We start from the raw sequence: 22,163 nt of genomic DNA, 5'->3' as shown, positions 1-22,163 counted from the left end.
GGAGGGGACCGATTTCCATGCCACAGACGTCCGTACGCACAGGCCCGCCGACAACCGTCGCCGTCCAACCGCCACCACCGGTGGAACGGCGCGCGCGGGAGCTCCCGAACCGGCGCTGGTTCTGGCCCGGGGCCCTGCTCGCCGGGTACATAACCCAGGTCCTCTTCCGGCTCTACCTCGTCCGGAACCTCAGCTACCCGTCCATCCACCCCGACGAGGAGTCCTACCTCGTCCTCGCGCGGGTCCTGGCCGGGCACCAGAGCACCGAAATGCCGGTCGGCGTGATCATCCCCGGCGGATACCCGCTGCTGATCTCCCCCGCGCTGCGGATCGCCGACGATCCCGTCACCGCCTACCACCTGGTGATGGGCACCAACGCCCTGCTCAACGCGCTGATCTTCCCGCTCGCCTGGCTCGCCCTGCGCCGCCTCGGCCTCGACCGGCCGCAGGCGTACGCGTTCGCCGTCGCCACCGCGCTGCTGCCGCCGCTGGTCTTCTACTCCGAGTTCGCGCTGACGGACACCGTCATGCCGGTGCTGATCCTCGCCTGGCTGCTCTGCCTGCACGGCTGGCTCACCGACGGCCCGTTGCGGCGCCGCGTCTGGTACGCCGCCGGGACGGGCGCGACCGCCGCCTACGCCATGGCCACGCACGACCGCGGGGGCGTCGTCGTCGCCCTCACCGGGGTGGTGTTCGTCGCCGCCCTGCTGCTGCGCTGGACGCCCCGGCGCACGGTCGTCGCCGGCCTCGGCGCGCTGGGCGCGGGCGTTGCGGGCGGCAAGCTGCTGAGTGCCTGGCTGCACGCGCAGTTCACGGTGCCGAACAGCGACGTCGGCGGGTTCCTGTGGAAGGGCCTCTCGGATCCGGAGGCCGCTCAGCGGACGCTGACCCGGACGGTCGGCCAGATCTGGTACTTCATCATCTCCACCTGGGGCGTCGGCGGACTCGCCGTCACCGTCTGCCTGTTCGCCGTCTTCAGCAAGCGCTTCCCCCGCCCGCACCGGATCACCGGCGGGGTGATGGTGGCCCTGCTGGTCGGCACCGCGCTGGCGGCCGCCGCCGCGCTGCCGGACGACAAGCGGATCGACGACTGGGTATACGCCCGGTACGCCTCCTACCTCGTCCCGGCGGCCTTCGCGGTCGGCGCCGCGGTGCTGTGCCGGTTCCGCAGCCGCGCCCTGGGCTGGGCGCTGGCCGGCACGGCCGGGCTCACGCTGGTGCTCGGCGAGGCGGTGGTCCGGTCCGCCGGTTCGCTGCTCAGGACGCAGGTCTTCATCGCCTGGGGCATGCCCGACGCCCTGTTCCTCGCCGACAACTGGGGCGTGCTGCGGATCATGCGGACGACCGTCGTGGCATTCGGCGTGCTCGGCATCGTCGTGCTGCTGCGGCTGCTCGCCCCGCAGCGGGTGGTGTGGGCCGGCGTCGTGCTGGCGCTGTTCGCCGGATACGCCACGGACACCATCACCGAGTCGATCAGCTACCCACACTCGAACTGGCGCAAGGGCATCGCCACCGGCTTCACCGAGAACGCGGGGATACGCCCGGAGGACAGCGTGGTGTTCGGCTGGGACACCGACTGGTCGATGCGCGGCGCCCAGGCCTTCGAGGTCTACCAGGGCCGCGTCTGGTTCCGCGACCCGCACACCCGGCCGATCCCCGCACAGGCCACGGTGATCGTCACCGCGCCCTCCCCCGAGGACAAGGAGCCGGACGCGTCCTGGCCGGACCACCCCGCCGACTGGCACGTCGACCGGGTCGACCGGCAGCAGGGGTGGATGACCTGGCGGAAGGGCTGATCGACTCCGGCGGCTGATCGTCCCCGGCGGCCGACTGGGCAGCCCCGCAGAGCTCACGGGCTCTGCGGGGCGCTACTCGTTCTCGGGCTCCTCGCTCCCAGGCTCCTCGTCCTCGGGCTCCTCGGTTCGCTCGTAGGCGGCGAGGACGGTGCCGAGCAGGCCCGGGAAGCGCTCGTCCAGGTCGGCGGCGCGCAGGGCGGTGAGCCGACGGTTCGCCTCCTCGCGCTGCTGGACCACGCCGGACTCGCGCAGCACCTTGAAGTGGTGGCTGAGCGTGGACGGCGCGACGTCCACCGGGAAGGTGCCGCAGGCCCGTTCGGGCTCGGCGGCGAGGGTGCGCACGATCGTCATCCGGGTGGGGTCGGAGAGCGCGTGGAGCACGTCGAGCAGGTCGATCTCCTCGATCGCCGGGTGCGCGAGCGGCAACCGGCGGCGACTGGTGCTGCGGGGCACGGGCGGGACCTCCAGGTTCGATGTTCTTCGAGGTTCTTCGATGTTCGACAAACATCGAAGAAGCGTGGTACTAATTTCGTCGTTCGTAGAACATCGTAGCTGCAGGGGGTACCGACATGCGCGCACTGGTGATGACCGCACCCGGCGGGGCGGAGAACTCGCAGGTCAAGGACGTCGAGGCAGCGCAGCCCGGCCCCGGGCAGGTGGCGATCGACGTCGCCTACGCCGGGCTCAACTTCGTCGACGTGATGTCGCGCCGGGGCGACGCCGGATACGTGGCCGCCTGGCCGTACCTGCCGGGCAAGGAGATCGCGGGGACGGTCCGGACGCTCGGCGAGGGCGTCACCGGACTGGCGGTCGGCGACCCGGTCGTGGCCGCCCCGGCGGGCGGCGGGCTGGCGGAGGTCGCGATCGCCGAGGCCGCCCTCACCGTGCCGGTCCCGGCCGGGGTCGGCCTCCGCGAGGCCGCCGCCGTCCCGCTCGGCCTGGCCACCGCCCTGCTGCTGCTCACCGATGCGGGGCGCTTCACCGCCGGGGACACCGTCCTGGTGCACTCGGCGGGCGGCGGGATCGGCAACGCCATCGCCCAGCTGGTGCCGCTGCTCGGCGGGGGCCGGCTGCTCGGCACGGTGGGCCGGCCCGAGAAGGCCGCGGCGGCCGTCGCGGCGGGGTACGACGCCGCCTTCGCCCGCGACGAGGGGCTGCGGAAGGCCGTCGAGGAGGCCACCGACGGCCGGGGCGTCGACCTGATCCTCGACCCGCTCGGCACCGAGGCCCTCCCGCTCGACCTCGACCTCGCCGCCCCCGGCGGCCGCATCGTCCTCTTCGGCAACGCCGGCGGCGGCGCCGTGGACGCGCTGCCCCCGGTCAGCCGTCTCATGGCCGGCAACCTGACGATCACCGGCTTCAGCCACCGCGGCCTGGCCGCCACAGCCCCGGCCAAGGTCGCCCACGCGATCCGCCGCGTCCTCGCCCTCCTGGCAGACGGCCGCCTCACCCTCCCCGTCACCGAACTCCCCAGCCTCACCGACGTTCCTGCCGCCCACGACGCCATGGCCGCCGGCCGGGCGACGGGCAAGTACGTGGCCCGAGTGGGGGCCTGAGCGCACCCACGGCTCCCGCGTAGGAAGTCGGCCGGCCCGACTTCCTGCGCGAGCGACCCGCACAATCCGCCCCGCCCGGTTGGCCGCCCCTCACCACTACCGACTCCGGCCACCACGGCCTGACCATCTGCCACAGCAAGTGCGCGGTAAGCGCGAGTGGTTGGGCGGGAGCATCGCCACCCACAGTTGGCAGTGGTCGGGCCGGCCCACCATGAGGCACCTGAGCGTGGGCAGTTGGGCCCTCCCCCTGGCAGGCGGGCATCCGATCACACACGCCGCAAGGCCCTCCACGGGGCAGATCGAGGGAGCCCGGTGGCCGGCGCCCGGGCCGGATCCCGGGATCAGGCCGGCAGCGAGCCCGATGTCAGATAGCGAAGGTCGCCCCAGGATCTGCGTGGACGACGGGGCCCGCGAAACGGGCCGAGGCGCGGGCGACGGCCTGGGCTGGTGTCAAAGCGCGGCCGACGTGGGTGAGGATCAGGCGGCGGGCGTGGGCTGCCGTGGCGGTGTCGGCGGCGTCCTCGGGGGTGTGGTGGGCCGGGTCGGGATCGGGGGTGTCGGCCTCGCACAGCAGGGCGTCGCAGTCTTCGGCCAGCTCGGTGAGGGCCCTACATGGCGCGGTGTCCCCGGAGTAGACCAGGGACCGGCCAGCCGTCTCCACCCGCAGGGCGAAGGCCGGCATGCCGTGTTCCACCGCGCGGCTGGTCAGGCTGAGCGCGCCGACCGTCGACCGGTGCCCGTCGGACAGCTCGGTGACGGCGAAGGCGGATTCGATCGGGCTGCGGACGGCTGAGTTCGTCAGGAACCCCGCCAGCCGGTCGGCGATGCCCGGCGGTCCGTAGAGCGGGATCGGAGCGGCACGTCGGATGTCGGCGTAGAGGAGGCCGTAGTAGGCAGTGAGCAGGTCGGCACTGTGATCGGCGTGCAGGTGCGAGATCCAGATCGCGTCAAGCTCGTCGAGCCGCGCGTACCGCTGGAGCGGGCCGAGCGTGCCGGTGCCGGCGTCCACCCAGACGCGGGCTCCGCCGCCGGACACCAGGTAGCCGGAGCACGGGTTGTCCGCGCTCGGGTACGGGGTCGCGCTACCCAGGACGGTGAGGTGCAGCGGCTCGGCGGGCATCCGACGAGCCTAGCGGGTCGACCCCAACAGCCCGCTGCGGCGGCCTCGGCGGCGAAGTCCTCGAACGACCGGGCCAGCCGGGCGTCTGCCCGCTGCCGGCCGTGCTCCCGCCGCCGGTCGTCGCGCCAGCGGGACGTGGGCGGGGCTGCAAGGCGGAGCGAGCCGGGGGGTGGCACGGGAAGGCGGTGGGGTCGACTTCCTGTGCTGGTGGGGGCGGTGGGAGATTTAGGTGGTGTACATGCCAAGATGTGAGCACTCGCGGCCCCGCCCCGAGGGGCGCCCATCTTGAGGAGTGACGACCCCTATGCGACTTGTACGAACGCTCATCGTCCCCCTGGCACTCGCAGCCCCGATCGCGCTTGCACCCGCAGCGCAGGCTGCGGACAACTGCGCCAAGAACAACGTGTGCTTGTACTCGGCGAAGGATGCGCGCGGCACCGTCGTCTGGCAGGTCCCGCTGTCGCAGATCGAGAAAGCCGACATCACCAACCTCAACCCGTCGGTGCACGCCGAGTCGGTCCGTACGCCGCTGCCTGCGGGCGGCGATTGTGCGGTGGGGCTCTTCCCGGGGCACGGTCTCGGCGGTGACGCGAAGTGGGCCAACGGCCGCGTCACCAACCTGACCGGCCCCGACAGCAATGAGCCTGTCACCGTCGCTTCGACGTACGTGGACTGCGGCTGACCGCGGCATCGATCAGATCGTCCCGCGCAGGAAGTCGGCCCGCCGACTTCCTGCGCAAGGGGGCACCGCTCAGCGCGGCGTGGGCAGCGCGTCGATCGCGGCCTGCCACGGGTAGGTGCGCAGGGTGCTCTCCCCCGGCGGGTGCGGGGTGAACCCGTCGGGTCCGAGCAGGACGTTGACGCCGGCCTCCCGCAGGGTCGCCACGCTCCGGCCGATCGCCGGGTGCGCGGCCTGGGCGGTGTTGTAGTGCGGCAGGGCGACGATGGGGATGGGCAGCCCGATGGCCTCGGTGATCAGTCCGAGCGCGAGGGCGTCCGCATGGCCGGCGGCCCACTTGTTCAGGGTGTTCGCCGACAAGGGGGCCACGAGGATCGCGTTCGGCGGGGGCAGCAGGTTCTCCTGCGACGGGAGCCTGAACTCGTGGCGGATCGGGCGGCCCGTCAGGTGTAGCAGGGTGCCGAGGTGCATGCCCCCCACCGGATCGTCCTGCATCCAACGGAAGGCGGTCGGCGAGAGGCCCGGTGTACTCGCGGCCGAAGTCGGCCGGGTCGTCACGCCATCGGAGCCGGCCCGTGGCGAGGTCGAGCACGTGGAGACGGCCGTTGTTCAGCGCGACGTAGACCGTGCCGTCGGCGACGGGCGCGGTGCTCATTCCGCGGCCCGGGCCGGCCGGCACCGGGACGGTCCATGCTCGTGTCCAGGGCGATGACACGGTTGCGACGGAGAAGGCAGACCGTCCCGTCGGCGACCGACGAGGGCGAGATGCTGCAGTACCCGAGGTCGGTACGCCGCCGGAGCACCCGGCCGGTCGCCGCGTCCAGCGCGAAGCGGAGGGTCTTGCGTGCGAGGGAAGGGAGTTGGCGACCTCTGCGCAGGAAGTCGGTCGAGCCGACTTCCTGCGCAGAGGAACGAGACCTGCCTGTGCGCCGCTGACGGGCATGCTCCGGGGGCGGCGGGTGTTGGGGGTGCACGTGACCAAGATTCTGGTGATCGGTGCGACCGGCAATGTGGGCCGGCATGTTGTCTCCTCGCTGGCCGAAGGCGGGTTTGAGGTACGGGCGTTGGTGCGTGACCCGAGCAGGGCCTCGCTGCCCGAGGGGGTTGAGGCCGTCCAGGGCGACCTGGCAGCGCCGGCGAGCCTGGGGGCGGCGCTGCGCGGGGTGGACGGCGCCTATCTGATGTGGCCCGGGATCCCTGTGGAACCACGTGTGGTGGAGCTGATCGCCCAGCACGCCAAGCGCGTTGTGTACCTGTCGGCCGACGTGGCCGACCTCGCCGACGGCGAGCCGGCCACGATCTTCCACCAGGAGATCGAGCGGCTGATCAGGAAGTCCGGGCTGAGCTGGACGTTCGTGCGGGCGATCGACTTCGCCACCAACATGCTCGGGTGGGCCGACCAGGTCAGGCAGGGGGTCGTCCGCTGGCCGCACGGGCAGGCCCGTCGATCACTGATCCACGAGCGCGACATCGCGGACGTGGCCGTGCACGCGCTCACGTCCGACGGCCACGACCAGGCCAAGTACGTGATCACCGGGCCCGAGTCGATCCCCCATGCCGAGTTGGCCCGGATCATCGGGGAGGAGATCGGGCGCGAGGTGCGGTGGGAGGATCTGTCGCCGGAGGCCGCCCGCGAGGAGTTGACGGCGGCCTGGGGGAACGCGGCGTTCGTGGAGGCCCGGTTGAGGGCCTGGGAGTCGTTCACGCACGAGCCGGAGCGGGTGACCGACACCGTGGAGCGACTGCTCGGACGGCCGGCGCGAACCTTCCGCACGTGGGCGAGGGAACACGCCGACGACTTCCGGTAGCGGGCTCGCGGTCGGGCGTTCTCCTAGCCGGGCACGAGGAGTTGGTCGAGGCGGCGGGTACGGGCTTCGCAGAGCGCGCCGAGGAGGGCGGCGAGGAGGTTGAGGGTCAGGAGTCCGAGCACCGGAGTCCTCGGTCGCGCTTGTACTCGCGGAGGAGCGCGAGGAGGTTGATCAGGGTGCTGGCCGGGATGTTGCCGACGTTGACGAGGACGCGGCCGTTGAGGACGGTCTCGCCGGGCTTGGCGGAGGGCCAGAGGAGGCCGAATTCGCGACCCTCGGTGCGGAGTTCGATGATCAGGTCGGTGATCTGACGGCTGGTGAGGTGGCGGATCGCCGGGTCGGCGGGGTGGATCGGGTGGAGGGCGTTCACGCGGCACCGTCCAGCTCCAGCTCGAACCACACGGCCTTGCCGAGTTTCTGGGGGTCGACGCCCCAGCGGTGGGTGAGGCCGTCGACGAGCTGGAGGCCGCGCCCGGTCTCGGAGAGGGCGGAGGGGTTGCAGGGTTCGGGGAGGGTGGAGCTCCGGTCGGCGACGGCGACGCGGAGGGTGTCGTGGAGGAAGAGGATGTTGACGACGGGGGACGTCGTGTCGCCGTGGCGCCAGGCGTTGACGATCAGTTCGGCGAGCGCGAGTTCGGCGTCGGCGATGGCGGAGGGGCCCCAGCCGGCGCGGGTCATCGCGTCGCGAAGGGTCTCGCGGGCGATGGTGAGGGAGGGGGAGTTGAGGTTACGCATGGGGAGATCTCCCAGCGGTATAGAAGAACTGACACCCCGTTGGGTGAGTGGCTAGTCACAGACTGTAGGGCATCCGAGGGACATGTACCAACGGTTCTGGGACATGTCCCCCCTAATGCGGCTGGACTCGCAACACAGTCGCGGTGGATGCTTGGGCCCATGCCACCTACTCCAAGCGCACGAAGGAAGCGGGTCGGCATCGAGCTGCGAAAGATGCGAGATGCCGCCGGCGTGACCACAGCCGAGGCTGCCGTTGTCCTCGGGTTGGCCCGCACGAAGGTCACCCTCATCGAGCAGGGCATCTACGCGGTGACGCCGGAACGGGTCCTGGCCCTCGCCCACAAGTACGAAGAGAGTGACACCACTTACGTTGAGGCGATCGCAACGATGGCGGGCGACAAGACCAAGGGATGGTGGGAGGAGTATCGAGGCTCAGTTCCGGTGGGGTTTCTCGACATCTGCGAGTTCGAGTACCACGCGATGGGCATGCGCTCCTATCAGGTCTGCCATCCTCCCGGCCCCATGCAATCGGAGCGATACTGCCGCGCCATCTTCCAAGATTCTCAGGTGAAGCTGACTCCGCGCGTCGTGGAAACGCGGGTCGAGAACCGCATGCGGCGGTCCGAGACGCTGATGACAGAGGGCGCCCAGCCGTACACAGCGATCGTCCACGAGGCTGCTCTGCGCATGCAGTTCGGAGGGCGCGATGTGGCGCGGGAACAACTGGAGTGGATGCTGGAGTTGTCTGAGCTGCCGCACGTCACACTTCGAGCGGTCAGCTTCGCGTCTGGAGGTTTCAAGGGATCTGGTCAGGCCGTCTACTATGCGAGCGGCCGGGTACCCCGTCTCGACACCGTTATGTACGACTCGGTGGATGGGCCGATCTTCCTCGACTCGACAGAGCACTTGGAGCGGTACCGCTCAATCATCGAGCAGATGACTGACAGATCTCTCTCGGTTGAAGGCTCCCGCGATCTGATCGCAAAGATCAAGAAGGAGATATAGCCGATGGAGAACCTGCCTTGGATGCGCCCCGCCGCTTGCGCCAATTCCGGCAACTGCCCGGAGGTAGCCGCCTCAGGCGACGCCGTCTACGTACGCAGCAGCCTCCAGCCCTCCGCCATCGCCCAACTCACCACCGACGAATGGCGCGATCTCGTCGCCGCCATCCGGGCGGGCGAGTTCGACGTGTAAAGCCAGGGTATCGAGACTCCCATGAACACCACCATGCGAAACGTGCTCGTGACCGTTGCGACCGTAGCGGCGCTCGGTGCCGCCGCCACCCCTGCTGCCGTGGCTGCCGGGACCTCGACCGCCACCCACGCCCAGACCCGCAATCCCAGCACCGTCAAGGCCGCCGCCTACAACCAGGCCCGCAGCATCCTCGCTCAGGCCGGCAGTCAGACGGCCGCCAAGTCCCACCCCATCCACGGCAAGAACGACGTCCCCGTCTCCTACGGCACCTCGCTCCTCGCCTCCGCCCGGGACGAGTTCCGGGCGGCGGACAAGAAGCTTCCCGCCAAGGACAAGAAGTCCGACATGTCGATCGCCCACTACAACGCCATCCACAGCGCGGCCAACGCGATGGGCATCGACCGCTGGTAACGAGTAACGAGCACCACCACCAGGCCCCCGCGCCCCAACCGGGCGCGGGGGCCCGCCTATCCGGCCGGCCTTTCGCCGCCCTCGAACCTGAACCCCAGGGCGTGGACCACATCGATCGCCAAGTCCTCGGCGCGCCGGGCTGCCGCCGGGCCGGTATTGAACGCGTTCAAATATCCTGCGATGATGTCCTCATGGACGGGCCGCGCCTGGTGACGGCCCTGAGGGGGGACCATGGGCTGTTTCATCGCCTTCGCCCGCGTGGTCATTGTGGTGTTCGGGACCTGGCTGGCGCTGATCGCACTGCTGTTCCTGCCGGCGCTGCTACCGGCCCGCTGGCAGTACTACATCTACTCCCCCGCCAGCGTCGGCCTGTGGATGCTCTCCATGCTGGTCGCACCGATCCCGGCCTGCCTCGTCCTCCGAAAGTGGATCTCCGCGCCTACGGAAAGCTGAACATCACCGTGATCCAGCCGAACGTCGCCAGCACCGTCGAGCGCCGTCTCCTCGTCAACTACCGCGTGGACCCCGGCATCGCCGCCCGCCTCCTGCCCGCGCCCCTGCGCCCGCAACTCATCCGCGGCCATGCCGTCGCCGGCATCTGCCTCATCCGGCTCGGCGACGTGCGGCCGGCCTGGGCTCCCTTCCGTACCGGCCTGCGCAGTGAGAACGCCGCCCACCGGATCGCCGTCGAGTGGGACGGCCCGCACGGTGTCGAGACCGGGGTCTACATCCCGCGCCGCGACACCACCTCCCGGCTCAGCACCCTGGTCGGCGGGCGCCTGTTCCCCGGTGTGCACCACCGCGCCGACTTCGACGTGCGCGAGACGCCCGACCGCCTCGACATCGCCTACGCCAGCCGGGACCGCACCACCCAGGTCCGCGCCACCGTCGCCGTCACCGAAAGCCTCACCGACAGCACCCTCTTCACCAACCTGGCCGAGGCCTCTGCCTTCTTCCGCGGCGGCAGCAAGGGCTACTCCGCCACCCGGCACCACCACCTGGACGGCATGACCCTGAACACCGACGCCTGGCACATGGAGACCTGCCGCCCCCTGTCCGTCGAATCCTCCTTCTTCGACGACCCAGACCGCTTCCCGCCCGGCAGCGCCACCCTGGATTCCGCCCTGCTCATGCGCGACCTCCCCGCCCGCTGGCAGCCCCTGCCGACCATGGCCACCGCCTGAGGCTCGACTTCGGACGCCCGTCGTCCGCCCGAGGGGCACCTGCCGGCCGAGGGCTGCGGGAGCATCAGCGCGCGACGAGCCGTGAGGCCCGGGCGACGGTTTCGTCGCCCGGGCCTCCGGCCTACCGGCCGTACCCCTGTCACCGCCGGTAGAAGACGCTCCTCGACCAGAAGTAGCCGAGCAGCGTCAGCCCGGTGCACCACGCCAGCGCGCTCCACGCGCTGTTGCCGATCGGGGTGCCCATCAGCAGCCCCCGCAGGGTCTCGATGATCGGCGTGAACGGCTGGTACTCGGCGAACCAGCGCAGTGCCGTCGGCATCGAGTCGGGCGGGACGATCGCGCTGCCGATGAACGGCAGGAACGTCAGCGGCAGCGGCGTGTTGCTCGCGCTCTCCGGCGTCTTCGCCACCAGCCCGATCCCCGCCGAGATCCAGGTCAGCGCCAGAATCACGAAGACCAGGAGCCCGATCGCCGCCAGCCACTCCACCGGCCCGGCACTCGACCGGAACCCCATCGCGAAGGCCGCACCGATCACCAGGACCAGCGCGATCACCGTCTGTATCACGCTCCCGACCACATGCCCCGCCAGGAACGCCGACCGCGAAATCGCCATCGTCCGGAACCGGTTGACGATCCCCTCGGTCATGTCGACGCACACGCCCACCGCCGTGGCCACCGACCCCGCCGTCGCCGCCATCAGCACGATCCCCGGGGTCACGTAGTCGATGTAGCTCCCGCCCCCGATCCCCGCTCCCAACGCGTCCCCATAGGCGTAGTTGAAGAGCAGCAGGATCATCACCGGCATCATCACGACCGAGAAGGTCATCGCCGGATACCGCAGCGCGTGCTTCAGATTCCGCCGCAGCATGGTCAGCGAGTCGCTGACCGCGTAACTCACCGAGGCACTCATCGCACACCCACCCCCGTCGATCCCGTCAGCATGAGGAACACGTCGTCCAGGTCCGGAGTCTCGACCGTCAGCGACTCCGCCCGCACCGACGCGTTGTCGAGCGCGTCCAGCACGGCCTTCACCGTGATCACCGAGTTGTCGCCAGGGATGTCCAGCCGCAGCGCCTCGGCGTCCGCCGTGGCGTAGTCGAACAGCGCCGCCGCCGCACCGAGTTGGACGGTGTCCGCGAACTGCACCCGGATCCGCCCACCGGGCACGATCCGCTTCAGCTCCTCGGCCGTGCCCTCGGCGACGATCCGCCCGCCGTCCAGGACGGCTATCCGGTCGGCGAGTTGGTCCGCCTCCTCCAGGTACTGCGTGGTGAGGAAGATCGTCACCCCGTGGTCGGCGACCAGCCCGCGGATGATCTCCCACATGGTGCGCCGGCTGCGCGGGTCCAGCCCGGTGGTCGGCTCGTCCAGAAAGATCACCTTCGGGTCGCCGACCAGCGTCATCGCGAGGTCGAGCTTGCGCCGCATGCCGCCGGAGAAGGTGGCGACCGGCTTGCGCGCGGCCTCGGTGAGGTCGAAGCGCCGCAGCAAGTCCTCTGCTCGCCTCCGCCCCTCCCGACGGCGGAGGTGGTTGAGGTCCGCCATCAGCAGCAGGTTCTCCTCGGCGGTGAGCAGGTTGTCCACCGCCGAGAACTGGCCGGTCACCCCGATCGCCTTCCGGACCCCGTCGGCCTCCCGGACCAGGTCGTGCCCGGCCACCCGGGCCACCCCGCCGTCGGCGGGGATCAGGGTGGAGAGGATCTGCACGGTGGTGGTCTTGCCGGCCCCGTTCGGACCGAGCAGGGCGAACACGCTGCCTGCCGGGATCGTCAGGTCGATGCCGTTCAGCACGGCCTTGTCGCCGTAGGACTTGGTCAGTCCGACCGCCGAGATCGCCACCATCACGCCCTCCGGATCACGATGTCGCCGCACTGGGTGCGGCCGCGGACCTCGACGGTCTCCCGGGCCTCGCCGGGGCCATCGGCCGTGCCGAGCGAGTTGCGCAGGGTGCCGACCTTGCTGTGCACGTCGAGCCAGGCCGCCGTGCCCTGCGCGATGCCGACCTCCAGGTCTCCCAGGCTGGTCTGCAGGGTGACCTGGCCGCGCGCGACCCGGCCGATCCGGATGGGGCCCTGCGCCGTCTTGGCGTCGACGCCGGCCTCGGCGACGCCCACGTGGATGCGGCCCATGGAGGCGTTGGCCGTCAGCTCCCCGTGGACCTCGTCGATCTCGGTGTCGCCGGTGCTGTTCTTGACCGTCAGCCCGCCCTCGACCGCGCCGATCGTGATCCGGCCGGAGCCGTACACCTCGGCGTCCCCGGTGGCCGTGCCCAGGCGGATGTCGCCGTGGTCGGTCTTGAGCCACACGCTCGCGGCCTGGTCGATCTGGATCCGACCGAGGGACGTCTTCAGCCGGCACTCGCCGAGCGGGCCCTCGGTGAGGAAGTCCGCCATCGGGGCGTCGCCGTGGATCTCCGAGCCCGCCGGCAGCTCGATCAGGACGTCGATGGAGCCCGTCCGGCCGAACGGCGAGCGCTTCTTCGGGCCCTTGAGGGTGAGCCGGCCGCCGGAGTAGGCGACCTGGGTCTGCTGAGCGGCCTTGACGTCCGCCTCCTCGGCGGCGTTGCCGGGCTGGACCGCGACCACGGTGTCGGTGCGCTTGCTCGCGCAGATCCGCACCGAGCCGATGTCGAATTCGAGGATGGCGGAGATCGGTCCGTCGGTCTCGTACGTAGGCATGGCTGTCCCGTCCTCTTGACTCTGATGGGTGTTCCCGCTGGTCGGAGCGGGGGTGACGTTGTGACGGAAGAAGCGTTAGTGGACCCAGCCGGTGAAGCCCTGGCCGCGGCGGGTGCGCGCGGCCGGTTGAGCCGCCGGGCGGGCGGCCGGCTCACCGCCCTCCAGCGCGCCGGCGACGGCCCGGACCAGCCAGGCGTTGAGGGAGAGGCCCTCCTGCCCGGCCGCGTCCTCGGCCCGGGCCTTGAGGTGGGCCGGGAGGCGGAGGTTGATCCGGGCGGTGCCGCTCTCGTCCGCCTCCGGCACCACCGGCGGCACCGATGGTGCCATCGGAGCCACCGGTGGCACCACGGGCGGCACATCTCCGTGGAAGGCATCGGCGCCGGGCGGTACCGTGACCACGAACTCGGGGTCGAGCCCGCGCAGCCGCACGTCCACCGAGCCCGGGGCGAGATCCCGGGTGATCTCGCTCATGGCGGCCGAGAGCGCGTTGAGCAGGGTGAGCCGCACGGCCGACTCCAGCGGCAGCGTCAGCCGCTCGGCCAGCGCACGGGCTTCTTCCCCGCCCGTGCCCGCGGCCACCGCGAGCTCGTTCCGAAGGTTTTCGACGTACGGCGTGAGGTCCATGGCTAGAGCATGGCACAGCGATGGCGCCATGTCGAGCACTTTTGGCGCCACAATGGTGCCACCATCTGAACGAGTGGCGCCAGACAACAGTGAACCGCCCTGCCGGCCGAGGCCGACAGGGCGGTTCACCAGGTAAAACAGAAGGCTTCAGCCCTGCTGCCACCCGGCCAGGTACGCGTCGATCTCCTGCACCAGCCGCGCCTTCCCGGCCACGTCCAGGAACGACGCCTCCACCGCGTTGCGCGCCAGTGCCGCCACCCCGGCCTCGTCCAGGCCAAGCAGCCGCGCCGCCACCGCGTACTCGGTGTTCAGGTCGGTGCCGAACATCGGCGGGTCGTCGCTGTTGATCGTGACCAGCAGCCCGGCGTCCACCATCCGCTTGATCGGGTGCTCCTCGATCCGCTCCACCGCCCGGGTGGCGATGTTGGAGGTCGGGCAGACCTCCAGCGGGATCCGGTGCTCGCCCAGGTAGTCCAGCAGCGCCGGGTCCTTCACCGACTGCGTGCCGTGCCCGATGCGCTCGGCGCCGAGCACCCGGATCGCGTCCCAGACCGTCTCCGGCCCGGTGGTCTCGCCCGCGTGCGGGACGCTGCGCAGGCCGGCCGCCCGCGCCCGGTCGAAGTACGGCTTGAACTGCGGCCGCGGCACGCCGATCTCCGGGCCGCCGAGGCCGAAGCTGACCAGGCCCTCGGGGGCCAGCTCGGTGGCGAGCCGGGCGGTCACCTCGGCGGCCTCCAGGCCGGCCTCACCGGGGATGTCGAAGCACCAGCGCAGCACGACGCCGAGCTCCTTCTCGGCGCGCAGCCGGGCGTCCTCGATCGCCTCCATGAAGGCGACGTCCGGGATGCCCCGCTTGACCGAGGAGTACGGGGTGATGGTCAGCTCGGCGTACCGGATGTTCTGGCGCGCCATGTCCTCGGCCACGCCGTAGGTGAGCGCGCGGACGTCCTCGGCGTCGCGGATCAGGTCGACGACGCTCAGGTAGACCTCGATGAAGTGGGCGAAGTCGGTGAAGGTGAAGTACTCGGCGAGCGCCGCCGGGTCGGTCGGCACCTTCGACTGGCCGCGGTGGCGGGCGGCCAGCTCGGCGACGACGCGCGGCGAGGCCGAGCCGACGTGGTGGACGTGCAGCTCCGCCTTGGGCATCCCGGCGATGAACGCCTCGATGCCGCCGTTGCCAGTGAGGTTTCCGATCCGACTTCCGTCCGGCTGGACCACGGTGGTTCCCTGCTTCCTTCTACGCGCGTATCGACAAGTGCTGGCAAGGATAGGCCGAAACGCGGATCACCCCCCGAGGGCGACCGCGACGGTGTGGATGAGCAGCCCGGCCATGGCGCCGACCACGGTGCCGTTGATCCGGATGAACTGCAGGTCGCGGCCGACGTTGGCCTCGATCTTGCGGGAGGCGTCGTCGGCGTCCCAGCCCGCCACCGTCTCCGAGATGATCGACGTGATCTCGGCGCGATAGGTGTCGACCAGGTACTGGGCGGCGTCCTGGAGCCAGCCGTCCACCTTGGCCTGGAGCTTGGGGTCGGTGGCCAGGCGCGCACCGAAGCTCCGCACGCCCTCGCGGATGCGCCGGCGCAGCTCGCTGTCCTCGTCCTCGGCCGCGTTCAGCACCAGGGTGCGGACGGCCGCCCAGGTGGAGGCGATCAGCTCCTGCACCTCGGGCCGGGCCAGCAGGTCCACCTTGGCCCGCTCGACCCGGGCGATGGTCTCCGGATCGGTCTGCAGCTCGGTCGCGAAGTCTGCGAGGAAGTTGTCGATCGCCCCGCGGGCCGGGTGGTTGGGGTCGTCCCGGATGTCGGTGACGAACCGCATCAGCTCCTTGTAGACGCGCTCGCCGACCTGGTGGTCGATGAACTTGGGCGTCCAGCCGGGCGTCTTCTGGGAGACCCGCTGGATCACCTCCTCGTGGTTGGCGGTCAGCCAGCCGTGCGCCCGGACCGCCACCAGGTCGACCACGCCGTGGTGGCCGCCGTCCGCGACCACCTTGCCCAGCATCCGGCCCATCGGCTCGGCCACCGAGGTGGCCGCGGCCCGCCGGGTCACCGCCTCGCCGACGACCGCCTGCACGTCGTCGTCCCGGAGCACCGCGAGCACCCCGCGCAGCGCCGCCGAGGCCTCCTTGGTGACCCGCTCGGCGCTGCCCGGCGCGGCCAGCCACTCCCCCAGCCGGCGGGCGATGCCGAGCGCGGCGAGCCGGCCGCGGACCACGTGGCCGGAGAGGAAGTTCTCCCCGACGAACTCGCCCAGCGTGCGCCCGAAGGCGTCCTTCTTGGTCGGGATGATCGCGGTGTGCGGGATCGGCAGGCCGAACGGTCGGCGGAACAGCGCCGTCACCGCGAACCAGTCGGCGAGCGCGCCGACCATGCCCGCCTCGGCGGCGGCCGCCACGTATCCGGCCCAGGGGCCCGCGCCGGCCGCCTTGGCCCAGGTGGCGAGGGCGAAGACCAGGGTCGCGAAGGCCAGCAGGCCGGTCGCGATGGTCTTCATCCGGCGGACGCCACGTCTCTTCTCCTCATCGGCCGCGGTGAACCGGACCCCGGGCCCGGTCCCGCTGAAGGCTTCGTCACTCACCCCGCCAGTCTGCCCGCTGGCCCGCGCAAGCGGACGGCGCACCCCGCAATCACGCGCCCCACAAGCGTCGACTCACGCCCAGCCCAGCCCGACTCACGCCCCGACTCACGCCCAGCCCAGCCCGACTCACGCCCCGACTCACGCCCAGCCCAGCCCGACTCACGCCCCGCCCAGCACGATCCGGCGCACCCCCGGCGCCGTCCACCGCGCCGGATCCGTGCAGCGCCGCCCGTCCAACAGCACCCGCACCCCCGGCAGGTCCTCCGGCGCCAGCTCCCGGTACTCCGGGTGGTCCGCCTGGAGCACCGCCGCCGCCACCGGCTCCCCGTCGTACGCAGGCAGCCCGAGCGCCGTCAGCTCCTCGGCCCCGTACAGCGGATCGGTGACGTACGGCCGCGCCCCCGCCGCCCGCAGCGCCTCGACCAGCGGGAACACCCCCGAGTACGCCGTCTCCTTGACCCCGCCCCGGTACGAAGCGCCGAGCACCAGCACGCCCTGCCCGGCCACCCCGCCCGCGAGCGCCCCGGCCAGCAAGCCGACCGCGTACCCGGGCATCTCCAGGTTGGCCTCCCGGGCGGCGCGGACCACCGTCGCGGTCGGGTCGTTCCACAGGTACAGCCGCGGGTACACCGGGATGCAGTGCCCGCCGACCGCGATGCCCGGCCGGTGGAGGTGGCTGTACGGCTGCGAGTTGCAGGCGTCGGCGACGGCCGCGAAGTCGACCCCGATCCGGTCCGCGTACCGCGCGAACTGGTTGGCCAGCGCGATGTTGACGTCCCGGTAGGTGGTCTCGGCGAGCTTGGCGAACTCGGCCGCCTCCGCCGAGGCCAGCTCCCAGACGCCGTTGGGTCTGGGCAGGTCGGGGCGCGGGTCGAAGTCCAGCACCGCGCGGTAGAACTCGGCGCCGCGCCGGGTGGACTCCGCGTCGATGCCGCCCACCAGCTTGGGGTAGCGCCGCAGATCGGCGAAGACCCGGCCGGTGCGCACCCGCTCCGGGCTGAACACCAGCCCGAAGTCCGCCCCGGCGGCCAGCCCGGAGCCTGCCGCCAGCCGTGGCGCCCAGCGGCCCCGGGTGACACCCACCGGCAGGGTGGTCTCGTAGCTGACCAGGGTGCCCCGCCGCAGCCCGGCGGCGACGGCGTCGGTGGCGGCGTCGAGCAGGGCGAAGTCCGGGGTGCCGTCGGCCGTGGTGACCAGCGGGACGACCAGGACGACGGCTTCGGCCCCGGCGACGGCGGCCGTGGTGTCGGTGGTGGCGGTCAGCCGGCCCTCGGCGACCACCCGCTTCAGGGCCTCGTCCAAACCCTCCTCACGGGGGAACGGCGGTAGGCCCTGATTGACGGCGCGGACGACCCGGGGCGCGATGTCGGCGCCCGTCACCCGGTGGCCCTTCAGCGCGAACTGGACGGCCAGCGGCAGGCCCAGCTTGCCCAGCCCCACCACGCAGATGTCCATCGCCCCGCCGTCCACGCCGCCGCTCATCCCCGTCCTCCGTTCACCGAGTTGGCCAGCCGGCGCCACGTCGGGTGGCGCCGCAGCATGCGCCGCAGTTCCACCGGGACGGCGCCGCGCCACAGCTGCTGGGCGAGGTTGAGCGGCGGGGCCGCGGCCACCACCTCCGCCGGCACCTCGCGCAGCAGGAACAGCTCGTCGGGCAGCCCGAGTTCGGCGTCCCGGAAGGCCGGGTAGCCGGCGTAGTGGCGGCAGCCGTCCACGACCACCGGCGGCTCGCCGTGCGCCGCCTCGTACCGGATGAGGTCGCGCAGCGCCTCGGGCCGTCCGGCGGCGGCGAGTTCGAGCCGCAGCCGTTCGGCGACGGGCAGCCGGTGGTAGACCTCGCGGGCGCGGAAGCGCCCGATCAGGCGGGCCACCTCGGTGCAGACCCGGTGCTGGAGTTCGTCGTCGAAGAGCAGGAAGTCGTGCTGGAGCAGCCGCGGCACGTCCCACGTGAAGCTGCGGATCCGGATCGCGTCCAGCTCCTCCCCCGGCTCGGCCAGGTCGGCGGCCACCTGCTGGAGGGCGGCGATCCCACACAGCCGGTCCAGTGCCGTGGCCCGCTCGGTGACGTTGCCGAGGTCCTCGCGCAGGACGAGGAAGTAGCAGTCGTAGTCGGCAAGGACGGACACCCGGGCGGCCCGCAGGCAGGCCTCCAGGGTGAACGGCTGGTCGGAGAAGACCTTCAGCTTCTCGTTGCGGCGCAGCCCGTGCCGCCGCACGAGGTCCAGCCGGAACAGCTTGGTGTCGGCCAGCGCCCAGGCCAGCGCCGAGTCCGTGAAGGAGACGGACTCGGCGCTGGCGTGGAAGATCCCCTGCGGCACCAGCCGGCCGTTCACCCCGACCTGCTTGGGCACCACCACGTCCGAACCCCACGCGTCGGCCGCCGCCACCAGGCGCTCCAGCGCCTCGGCGCCCAGCCAGTCGTCCGCGCCGAGGAAGAGCACGTACCGGCCGCGGGCCAGCGCCAGGCCGCGGTTGGTCGGGGCCGCCGGGCCGCCCGAGTTGGCCTGGTGCACCACCCGGAACAACCCGGGGTGGCGGGCGGCGTAGTCGTCCAGGACGGCCTCGCCGCCGTCCGTGGAGCCGTCGTCGACGACCACCACCTCCAGCCGCCCCGGCGCCAGGGTCTGCGCGACCAGCGAGTCCAGGCAGGCGGTGAGGTACGGCATGGTGTTGTAGACCGCGACCACCACGGTCACGTCGGGTCCGGCCATCGAGTTGCGCTGCTCCTCCGGTGTGCGGGTTCGCCGATGCGGTTCGCCTGTGCGGTTCGCCTGTGCAGTCGGCCGAGCGACGCAGGATCAACTCGGCCACCCGCCGGGGAGTCACGTGCACTCCCCGAACGGGTGACCGAAGCCGACAGGCAGTTCGACAGGCGGACGCCCGGGCGATCGACGGGCGAACGTCCGGGCGCTCAACGGGCACTCAACGGGCACTCAACGGGCACTCAACGGGCACTCAGCGAACGTACGCCCGCGCGCTCAGCCGATCGCGACCTCCGCGTACATCCGGGCGATCACGTCCTCGATCGCCGGCTCGCGCACCGACAGGTCCACCAGCGGGTACCGCGCGGCCACCGCCGCCACGATCGGCGCGGCGCTCTCCCGCGCCGGGAAGGCCAGCCACTGCCGCGGGCCCTCGACCTTCACCACCCGGGCGCCGGGCACCTCGATCGCCGGCCGGGACTCGGCGAGGTCGACGACCAGCGTCCGCTCGCTCTCCCCCGCCTCGTGCAGGCCGTCCAGCCCGCCGTCGTACACGACCCGCCCGTGGTCGATCACCATCACCCGGCCGCACAGCTGCTCGATGTCGGTCAGGTCGTGCGTGGTGAGCAGCACGGTGGTGCCCCGCTCGCGGTTCACCTCGCGCAGGAACTCGCGCACCCGGCCCTTGCTGACCACGTCCAGGCCGATGGTCGGCTCGTCCAGGTACAGCACCTGCGGGTCGTGCAGCAGCGCCGCCGCGAGGTCGCCGCGCATCCGCTGGCCGAGCGAGAGCTGTCGGACGGGCGTGTCCAACAGCCCGTCGAGGTCCAGCAGTTCGACGCACCGGCCGAGGTTCTCGCGATATCGCCGATCGGGGATGCGGTAGATCCGGCGGGCGAGTTCGAAGGAGTCGCGCAGCGGGAGGTCCCACCAGAGCGTGGTGCGCTGGCCGAAGACCACGCCGATCCGCCGGGCCAGCGCGACGCGTTCGCGGGCCGGGTCCACCCCGGCGACCCGCAGCCGCCCGCCGCTGGGGACGAGGATGCCGGTGAGCATCTTGATGGTCGTCGACTTGCCGGCGCCGTTCGGGCCGATGTAGCCGACGCACTCGCCGGCCTCGACGGTGAAGCTGAGCCCGTCCACCGCGCGCACCTCGCGCTTCTCCCGGCTGAACCGGCCGGTGCGGGCGCGGACGGTGAAGGTGCGGCGGACGTCTTCGAGTTCGATCAGTGCCATGGGAGTTCCTTGCGTGGAGGGAGGGTTCAGCTGCCGGTGCCGCGGTACGCCCGCAGCCCGGCGCGCCAGGCGAGGCCGGCGACGGCCACGCAGAGCGCGGCGGCGAGCGGGGAGGCGTACTGGAAGGCGGTGGGCAGGCCGAGCGGGTCGGGGCGGCCGAGGATGTGCAGCGCGGGCAGCCAGTTGACGAAGGCCAGCGGGACGCCGAAGACCACGCCCGCGACCAGTTCCTTGGCGAAGATCGTCGGCGGGTAGTGCAGCAGGGTGGCGCCGCCGTAGGTGACGGAGTTCTGGATCTCCTTGGCCTCGCCCCACCAGAACTGGACGGTGGCGCCGCCGACGTAGATCGCGCCGAAGATGACGCAGCCGCACACCAGCAGGGCGGGCACCAGCAGCACCCGGTCCCAGGTCCACGTCACGTCGAGCGTGGCCAGCGACCAGACCAGCACGGCCAGCGCCTGGATCGGACGGCCGAGCCGGCGCAGCGAGAAGCGTTCCGCGCACAGTTGGGAGAGGGCCGGCGCGGGCCGGATCAGCATGGTGTCCAGCGTCCCGTTGACGATCCGCGCCCCGAGGCCGTCGACCGAGCCGACCAGCAGGTTGGCGATGCCGAGCGCGAAGGTCGCGGTGGCATAGAGGAAGGCCAGCTCGGGCAGGGTCCAGCCGCCGAGCTGGTCGGTGTGCCGGAACATCAGCACCAGCACGACGAAGTCCAGCGAGTGCGTGACCAGGCTCGCGCCGAGCGTCAGCGCGAAGGAGGCCCGGTAGGCCATCGTCGAGCGCATCCACATCCCGGCGCACAGCCACCAGGAGCGGACCGCCCAGCGGGTCCGGGCACCCAGAGGCTCGGTGAGGGGTTCAGCGAGGTGCTCGACAAGGGGCTCAGCGAGGGTCCCCGTGAGAGGCTCAGCCACCCTGGACCACCACCTTGCGGGTCGCCAGCAGCTGCGCCGCCCGGCCCGCCAGGAGCAGCACGACGGCCCAGACGAGCTGGAAGCCGAGCGGCCCGAGCAGACCGGTGCCGGTCCTGCGCTCCAGGAAGACGTCGGTCGGCGCCTGCACCAGCGCCGCCCACGGCAGGACGTGCGCGAGCTCGCCGAGCGGGCCGGGGAAGAGCGCGATCGGCAGCAGCATCCCGGAGAAGAACATCGAGACCACCAGCATCACCGACCGCACCCCCTCCGAGTCGTGCAGCCAGAACCCGGTGATCGAGACGAGGAAGCGCAGCCCGAAGCTGACGACGACCGCGAGCAGCACGGAGAGCAGGAAGACCGCCCAGGTCACCGGCTGTTCCGGCATCCGGGTCCGGAACACCAGCGCGCCGACCAGCAGCGGCACGGTGCCCCGGACCAGCAGCTGGAAGGCGGCCCGGCCGAGGTCGGTGGCCAGCCACCAGCCCTGGAAGTCGACCGGGCGGTAGAGGTCGATGGCGATGTCCCCGCTGCGGAAGCGGTCCTGGACGTCGTCCTGGAAGCCGCCGCCCCACACGGCGACGGTGACCAGCAGGGCCTGACTCACCCAGATGTAGGTGACGGCCTGGCTCTGGTCGTAGCCCCCGAGGTTGGGGCGGGCCTGCCAGAGGGCGAGGAAGGAGGAGGCCAGGATGATGCCGAAGACGGTGTTGGTGAAGGTGCCGGCCAGGGTGGCGGCCCGGTAGGTGGAGTAGCGGCGGAAGGCGCCGCGCGCGACGGCGGCGTAGAGCCCGGGCGCATTCGGCATATTGTCTCCTTGTCGACAATTACGGGCACACGGGTGCCCGCGGACGTCCGCGCACAGCCCATTGGCTCCGACCGGCCGAACCCGGGGGTACCGGGCCGAACGGGCGGAGCTGCAAGAACTGGGTGCGCTATGTGGTTTGCA

25 protein-coding genes are annotated in these 22,163 nt (G+C 71.7%); 9 read left to right on the top strand and 16 right to left on the bottom strand.

Features of this window, described 5'->3' with window-relative positions:
* Positions 1 to 17 precede the first annotated feature (17 nt).
* On the top strand, positions 18 to 1,796 hold the full coding sequence (locus tag KV557_RS15225; protein WP_218200440.1) for a hypothetical protein: 1,779 nt from the start codon (positions 18 to 20) through the stop codon (positions 1,794 to 1,796).
* 72 nt (positions 1,797 to 1,868) lie between these two features.
* Here KV557_RS15225 and KV557_RS15220 read toward each other — a convergent pair whose 3' ends face one another.
* Positions 1,869 to 2,249 (bottom strand): ArsR/SmtB family transcription factor, encoded by a 381-nt coding sequence (locus KV557_RS15220; RefSeq protein WP_218200439.1) that lies wholly within the window; start codon positions 2,247 to 2,249, stop codon positions 1,869 to 1,871.
* 116 nt (positions 2,250 to 2,365) lie between these two features.
* Here KV557_RS15220 and KV557_RS15215 point away from each other — a divergent pair, with 116 nt between their 5' ends.
* Complete coding sequence (locus tag KV557_RS15215; protein ID WP_218200438.1) at positions 2,366 to 3,352, top strand: quinone oxidoreductase family protein; 987 nt, start codon at positions 2,366 to 2,368, stop codon at positions 3,350 to 3,352.
* Positions 3,353 to 3,716: 364 nt separating this feature from the next.
* Here KV557_RS15215 and KV557_RS15210 read toward each other — a convergent pair whose 3' ends face one another.
* A complete protein-coding gene (locus KV557_RS15210; protein ID WP_218200437.1) occupies positions 3,717 to 4,472 on the bottom strand; it encodes an MBL fold metallo-hydrolase in 756 nt (251 codons plus the stop codon).
* A 304-nt stretch (positions 4,473 to 4,776) separates the two neighbouring features.
* Between KV557_RS15210 and KV557_RS15205 the strand changes: the two genes are divergently transcribed.
* Entirely contained in the window at positions 4,777 to 5,154 is a 378-nt protein-coding gene (locus KV557_RS15205) for a hypothetical protein (RefSeq protein ID WP_218200436.1), read from the top strand.
* A gap of 69 nt (positions 5,155 to 5,223) precedes the next feature.
* On the opposite strand, the gene KV557_RS15200 is transcribed toward KV557_RS15205, so the two are convergent.
* Positions 5,224 to 5,622, bottom strand: a complete 399-nt coding sequence (locus KV557_RS15200; RefSeq protein WP_256177432.1) for a flavoprotein — start codon at positions 5,620 to 5,622, stop codon at positions 5,224 to 5,226.
* A gap of 503 nt (positions 5,623 to 6,125) precedes the next feature.
* Between KV557_RS15200 and KV557_RS15190 the strand changes: the two genes are divergently transcribed.
* Positions 6,126 to 6,959, top strand: coding sequence for an NmrA family NAD(P)-binding protein (locus KV557_RS15190; RefSeq protein WP_308129907.1), 834 nt, complete (start codon positions 6,126 to 6,128; stop codon positions 6,957 to 6,959).
* A 106-nt stretch (positions 6,960 to 7,065) separates the two neighbouring features.
* On the opposite strand, the gene KV557_RS15185 is transcribed toward KV557_RS15190, so the two are convergent.
* A complete protein-coding gene (locus KV557_RS15185; RefSeq protein ID WP_218200433.1) occupies positions 7,066 to 7,329 on the bottom strand; it encodes a hypothetical protein in 264 nt (87 codons plus the stop codon).
* A complete protein-coding gene (locus KV557_RS15180) occupies positions 7,326 to 7,694 on the bottom strand; it encodes an ATP-binding protein (protein ID WP_218200432.1) in 369 nt (122 codons plus the stop codon). The genes KV557_RS15185 and KV557_RS15180 overlap by 4 nt, the downstream gene beginning before the upstream one ends.
* 147 nt (positions 7,695 to 7,841) lie before the next feature.
* On the opposite strand from KV557_RS15180, the gene KV557_RS15175 reads away from it, so the two are divergent.
* The 5 genes from KV557_RS15175 (at position 7,842) to KV557_RS15155 (ending at position 10,483) form a co-directional block, all read left to right on the top strand.
* On the top strand, positions 7,842 to 8,699 hold the full coding sequence (locus KV557_RS15175; RefSeq protein ID WP_308129906.1) for a helix-turn-helix domain-containing protein: 858 nt from the start codon (positions 7,842 to 7,844) through the stop codon (positions 8,697 to 8,699).
* A gap of 3 nt (positions 8,700 to 8,702) precedes the next feature.
* Positions 8,703 to 8,888 carry a DUF397 domain-containing protein gene (locus KV557_RS15170; RefSeq protein ID WP_218200430.1) on the top strand — a complete coding sequence of 62 codons (186 nt, stop codon included), beginning with the start codon at positions 8,703 to 8,705 and terminating at the stop codon, positions 8,886 to 8,888.
* Positions 8,889 to 8,909: 21 nt separating this feature from the next.
* Positions 8,910 to 9,299 carry a hypothetical protein gene (locus KV557_RS15165; RefSeq protein ID WP_218200429.1) on the top strand — a complete coding sequence of 130 codons (390 nt, stop codon included), beginning with the start codon at positions 8,910 to 8,912 and terminating at the stop codon, positions 9,297 to 9,299.
* Positions 9,300 to 9,530: 231 nt separating this feature from the next.
* Complete coding sequence (locus KV557_RS15160; protein ID WP_218200428.1) at positions 9,531 to 9,752, top strand: hypothetical protein; 222 nt, start codon at positions 9,531 to 9,533, stop codon at positions 9,750 to 9,752.
* Positions 9,753 to 9,760: 8 nt separating this feature from the next.
* On the top strand, positions 9,761 to 10,483 hold the full coding sequence (locus KV557_RS15155) for a DUF2071 domain-containing protein (RefSeq protein ID WP_218200588.1): 723 nt from the start codon (positions 9,761 to 9,763) through the stop codon (positions 10,481 to 10,483).
* A 139-nt stretch (positions 10,484 to 10,622) separates the two neighbouring features.
* Here KV557_RS15155 and KV557_RS15150 read toward each other — a convergent pair whose 3' ends face one another.
* From KV557_RS15150 to KV557_RS15100, 11 genes are all read right to left on the bottom strand, one after another.
* On the bottom strand, positions 10,623 to 11,393 hold the full coding sequence (locus KV557_RS15150; RefSeq protein WP_218200427.1) for an ABC transporter permease: 771 nt from the start codon (positions 11,391 to 11,393) through the stop codon (positions 10,623 to 10,625).
* Complete coding sequence (locus KV557_RS15145; RefSeq protein ID WP_218200426.1) at positions 11,390 to 12,325, bottom strand: ATP-binding cassette domain-containing protein; 936 nt, start codon at positions 12,323 to 12,325, stop codon at positions 11,390 to 11,392. The genes KV557_RS15150 and KV557_RS15145 overlap by 4 nt, the downstream gene beginning before the upstream one ends.
* Positions 12,325 to 13,161 (bottom strand): DUF4097 family beta strand repeat-containing protein, encoded by an 837-nt coding sequence (locus KV557_RS15140; protein WP_218200425.1) that lies wholly within the window; start codon positions 13,159 to 13,161, stop codon positions 12,325 to 12,327. Before KV557_RS15140 ends, KV557_RS15145 begins: the two co-directional genes overlap by 1 nt.
* A gap of 75 nt (positions 13,162 to 13,236) precedes the next feature.
* Entirely contained in the window at positions 13,237 to 13,785 is a 549-nt protein-coding gene (locus KV557_RS15135; RefSeq protein ID WP_218200424.1) for a toxin-antitoxin system HicB family antitoxin, read from the bottom strand.
* 147 nt (positions 13,786 to 13,932) lie between these two features.
* Positions 13,933 to 15,003, bottom strand: a complete 1,071-nt coding sequence (locus KV557_RS15130) for an adenosine deaminase (protein ID WP_308129905.1) — start codon at positions 15,001 to 15,003, stop codon at positions 13,933 to 13,935.
* Between the two features lie 66 nt (positions 15,004 to 15,069).
* Complete coding sequence (locus KV557_RS15125) at positions 15,070 to 16,365, bottom strand: DUF445 domain-containing protein (protein WP_308129904.1); 1,296 nt, start codon at positions 16,363 to 16,365, stop codon at positions 15,070 to 15,072.
* Between the two features lie 159 nt (positions 16,366 to 16,524).
* Positions 16,525 to 17,820 carry a nucleotide sugar dehydrogenase gene (locus tag KV557_RS15120; RefSeq protein ID WP_218200582.1) on the bottom strand — a complete coding sequence of 432 codons (1,296 nt, stop codon included), beginning with the start codon at positions 17,818 to 17,820 and terminating at the stop codon, positions 16,525 to 16,527.
* Between the two features lie 23 nt (positions 17,821 to 17,843).
* On the bottom strand, positions 17,844 to 19,076 hold the full coding sequence (locus KV557_RS15115; RefSeq protein WP_218200423.1) for a glycosyltransferase family 2 protein: 1,233 nt from the start codon (positions 19,074 to 19,076) through the stop codon (positions 17,844 to 17,846).
* A 267-nt stretch (positions 19,077 to 19,343) separates the two neighbouring features.
* Positions 19,344 to 20,303 carry an ABC transporter ATP-binding protein gene (locus KV557_RS15110; RefSeq protein ID WP_218200422.1) on the bottom strand — a complete coding sequence of 320 codons (960 nt, stop codon included), beginning with the start codon at positions 20,301 to 20,303 and terminating at the stop codon, positions 19,344 to 19,346.
* A gap of 26 nt (positions 20,304 to 20,329) precedes the next feature.
* Positions 20,330 to 21,217 (bottom strand): ABC transporter permease, encoded by an 888-nt coding sequence (locus tag KV557_RS15105; RefSeq protein ID WP_308129903.1) that lies wholly within the window; start codon positions 21,215 to 21,217, stop codon positions 20,330 to 20,332.
* Positions 21,210 to 22,022: an ABC transporter permease gene (locus tag KV557_RS15100; RefSeq protein ID WP_218200421.1), complete on the bottom strand. Its 813-nt coding sequence runs from the start codon at positions 22,020 to 22,022 to the stop codon at positions 21,210 to 21,212. Before KV557_RS15100 ends, KV557_RS15105 begins: the two co-directional genes overlap by 8 nt.
* Positions 22,023 to 22,163 lie beyond the last annotated feature (141 nt).

Origin of the sequence: Kitasatospora aureofaciens (assembly GCF_019192735.1) — a bacterium.
GTDB classification, from domain to species: domain Bacteria; phylum Actinomycetota; class Actinomycetes; order Streptomycetales; family Streptomycetaceae; genus Kitasatospora; species Kitasatospora aureofaciens_A.
The sequence above is the reverse complement of the archived record's forward strand: the minus strand, read 5'-3'. Positions and strand labels throughout refer to the sequence as shown.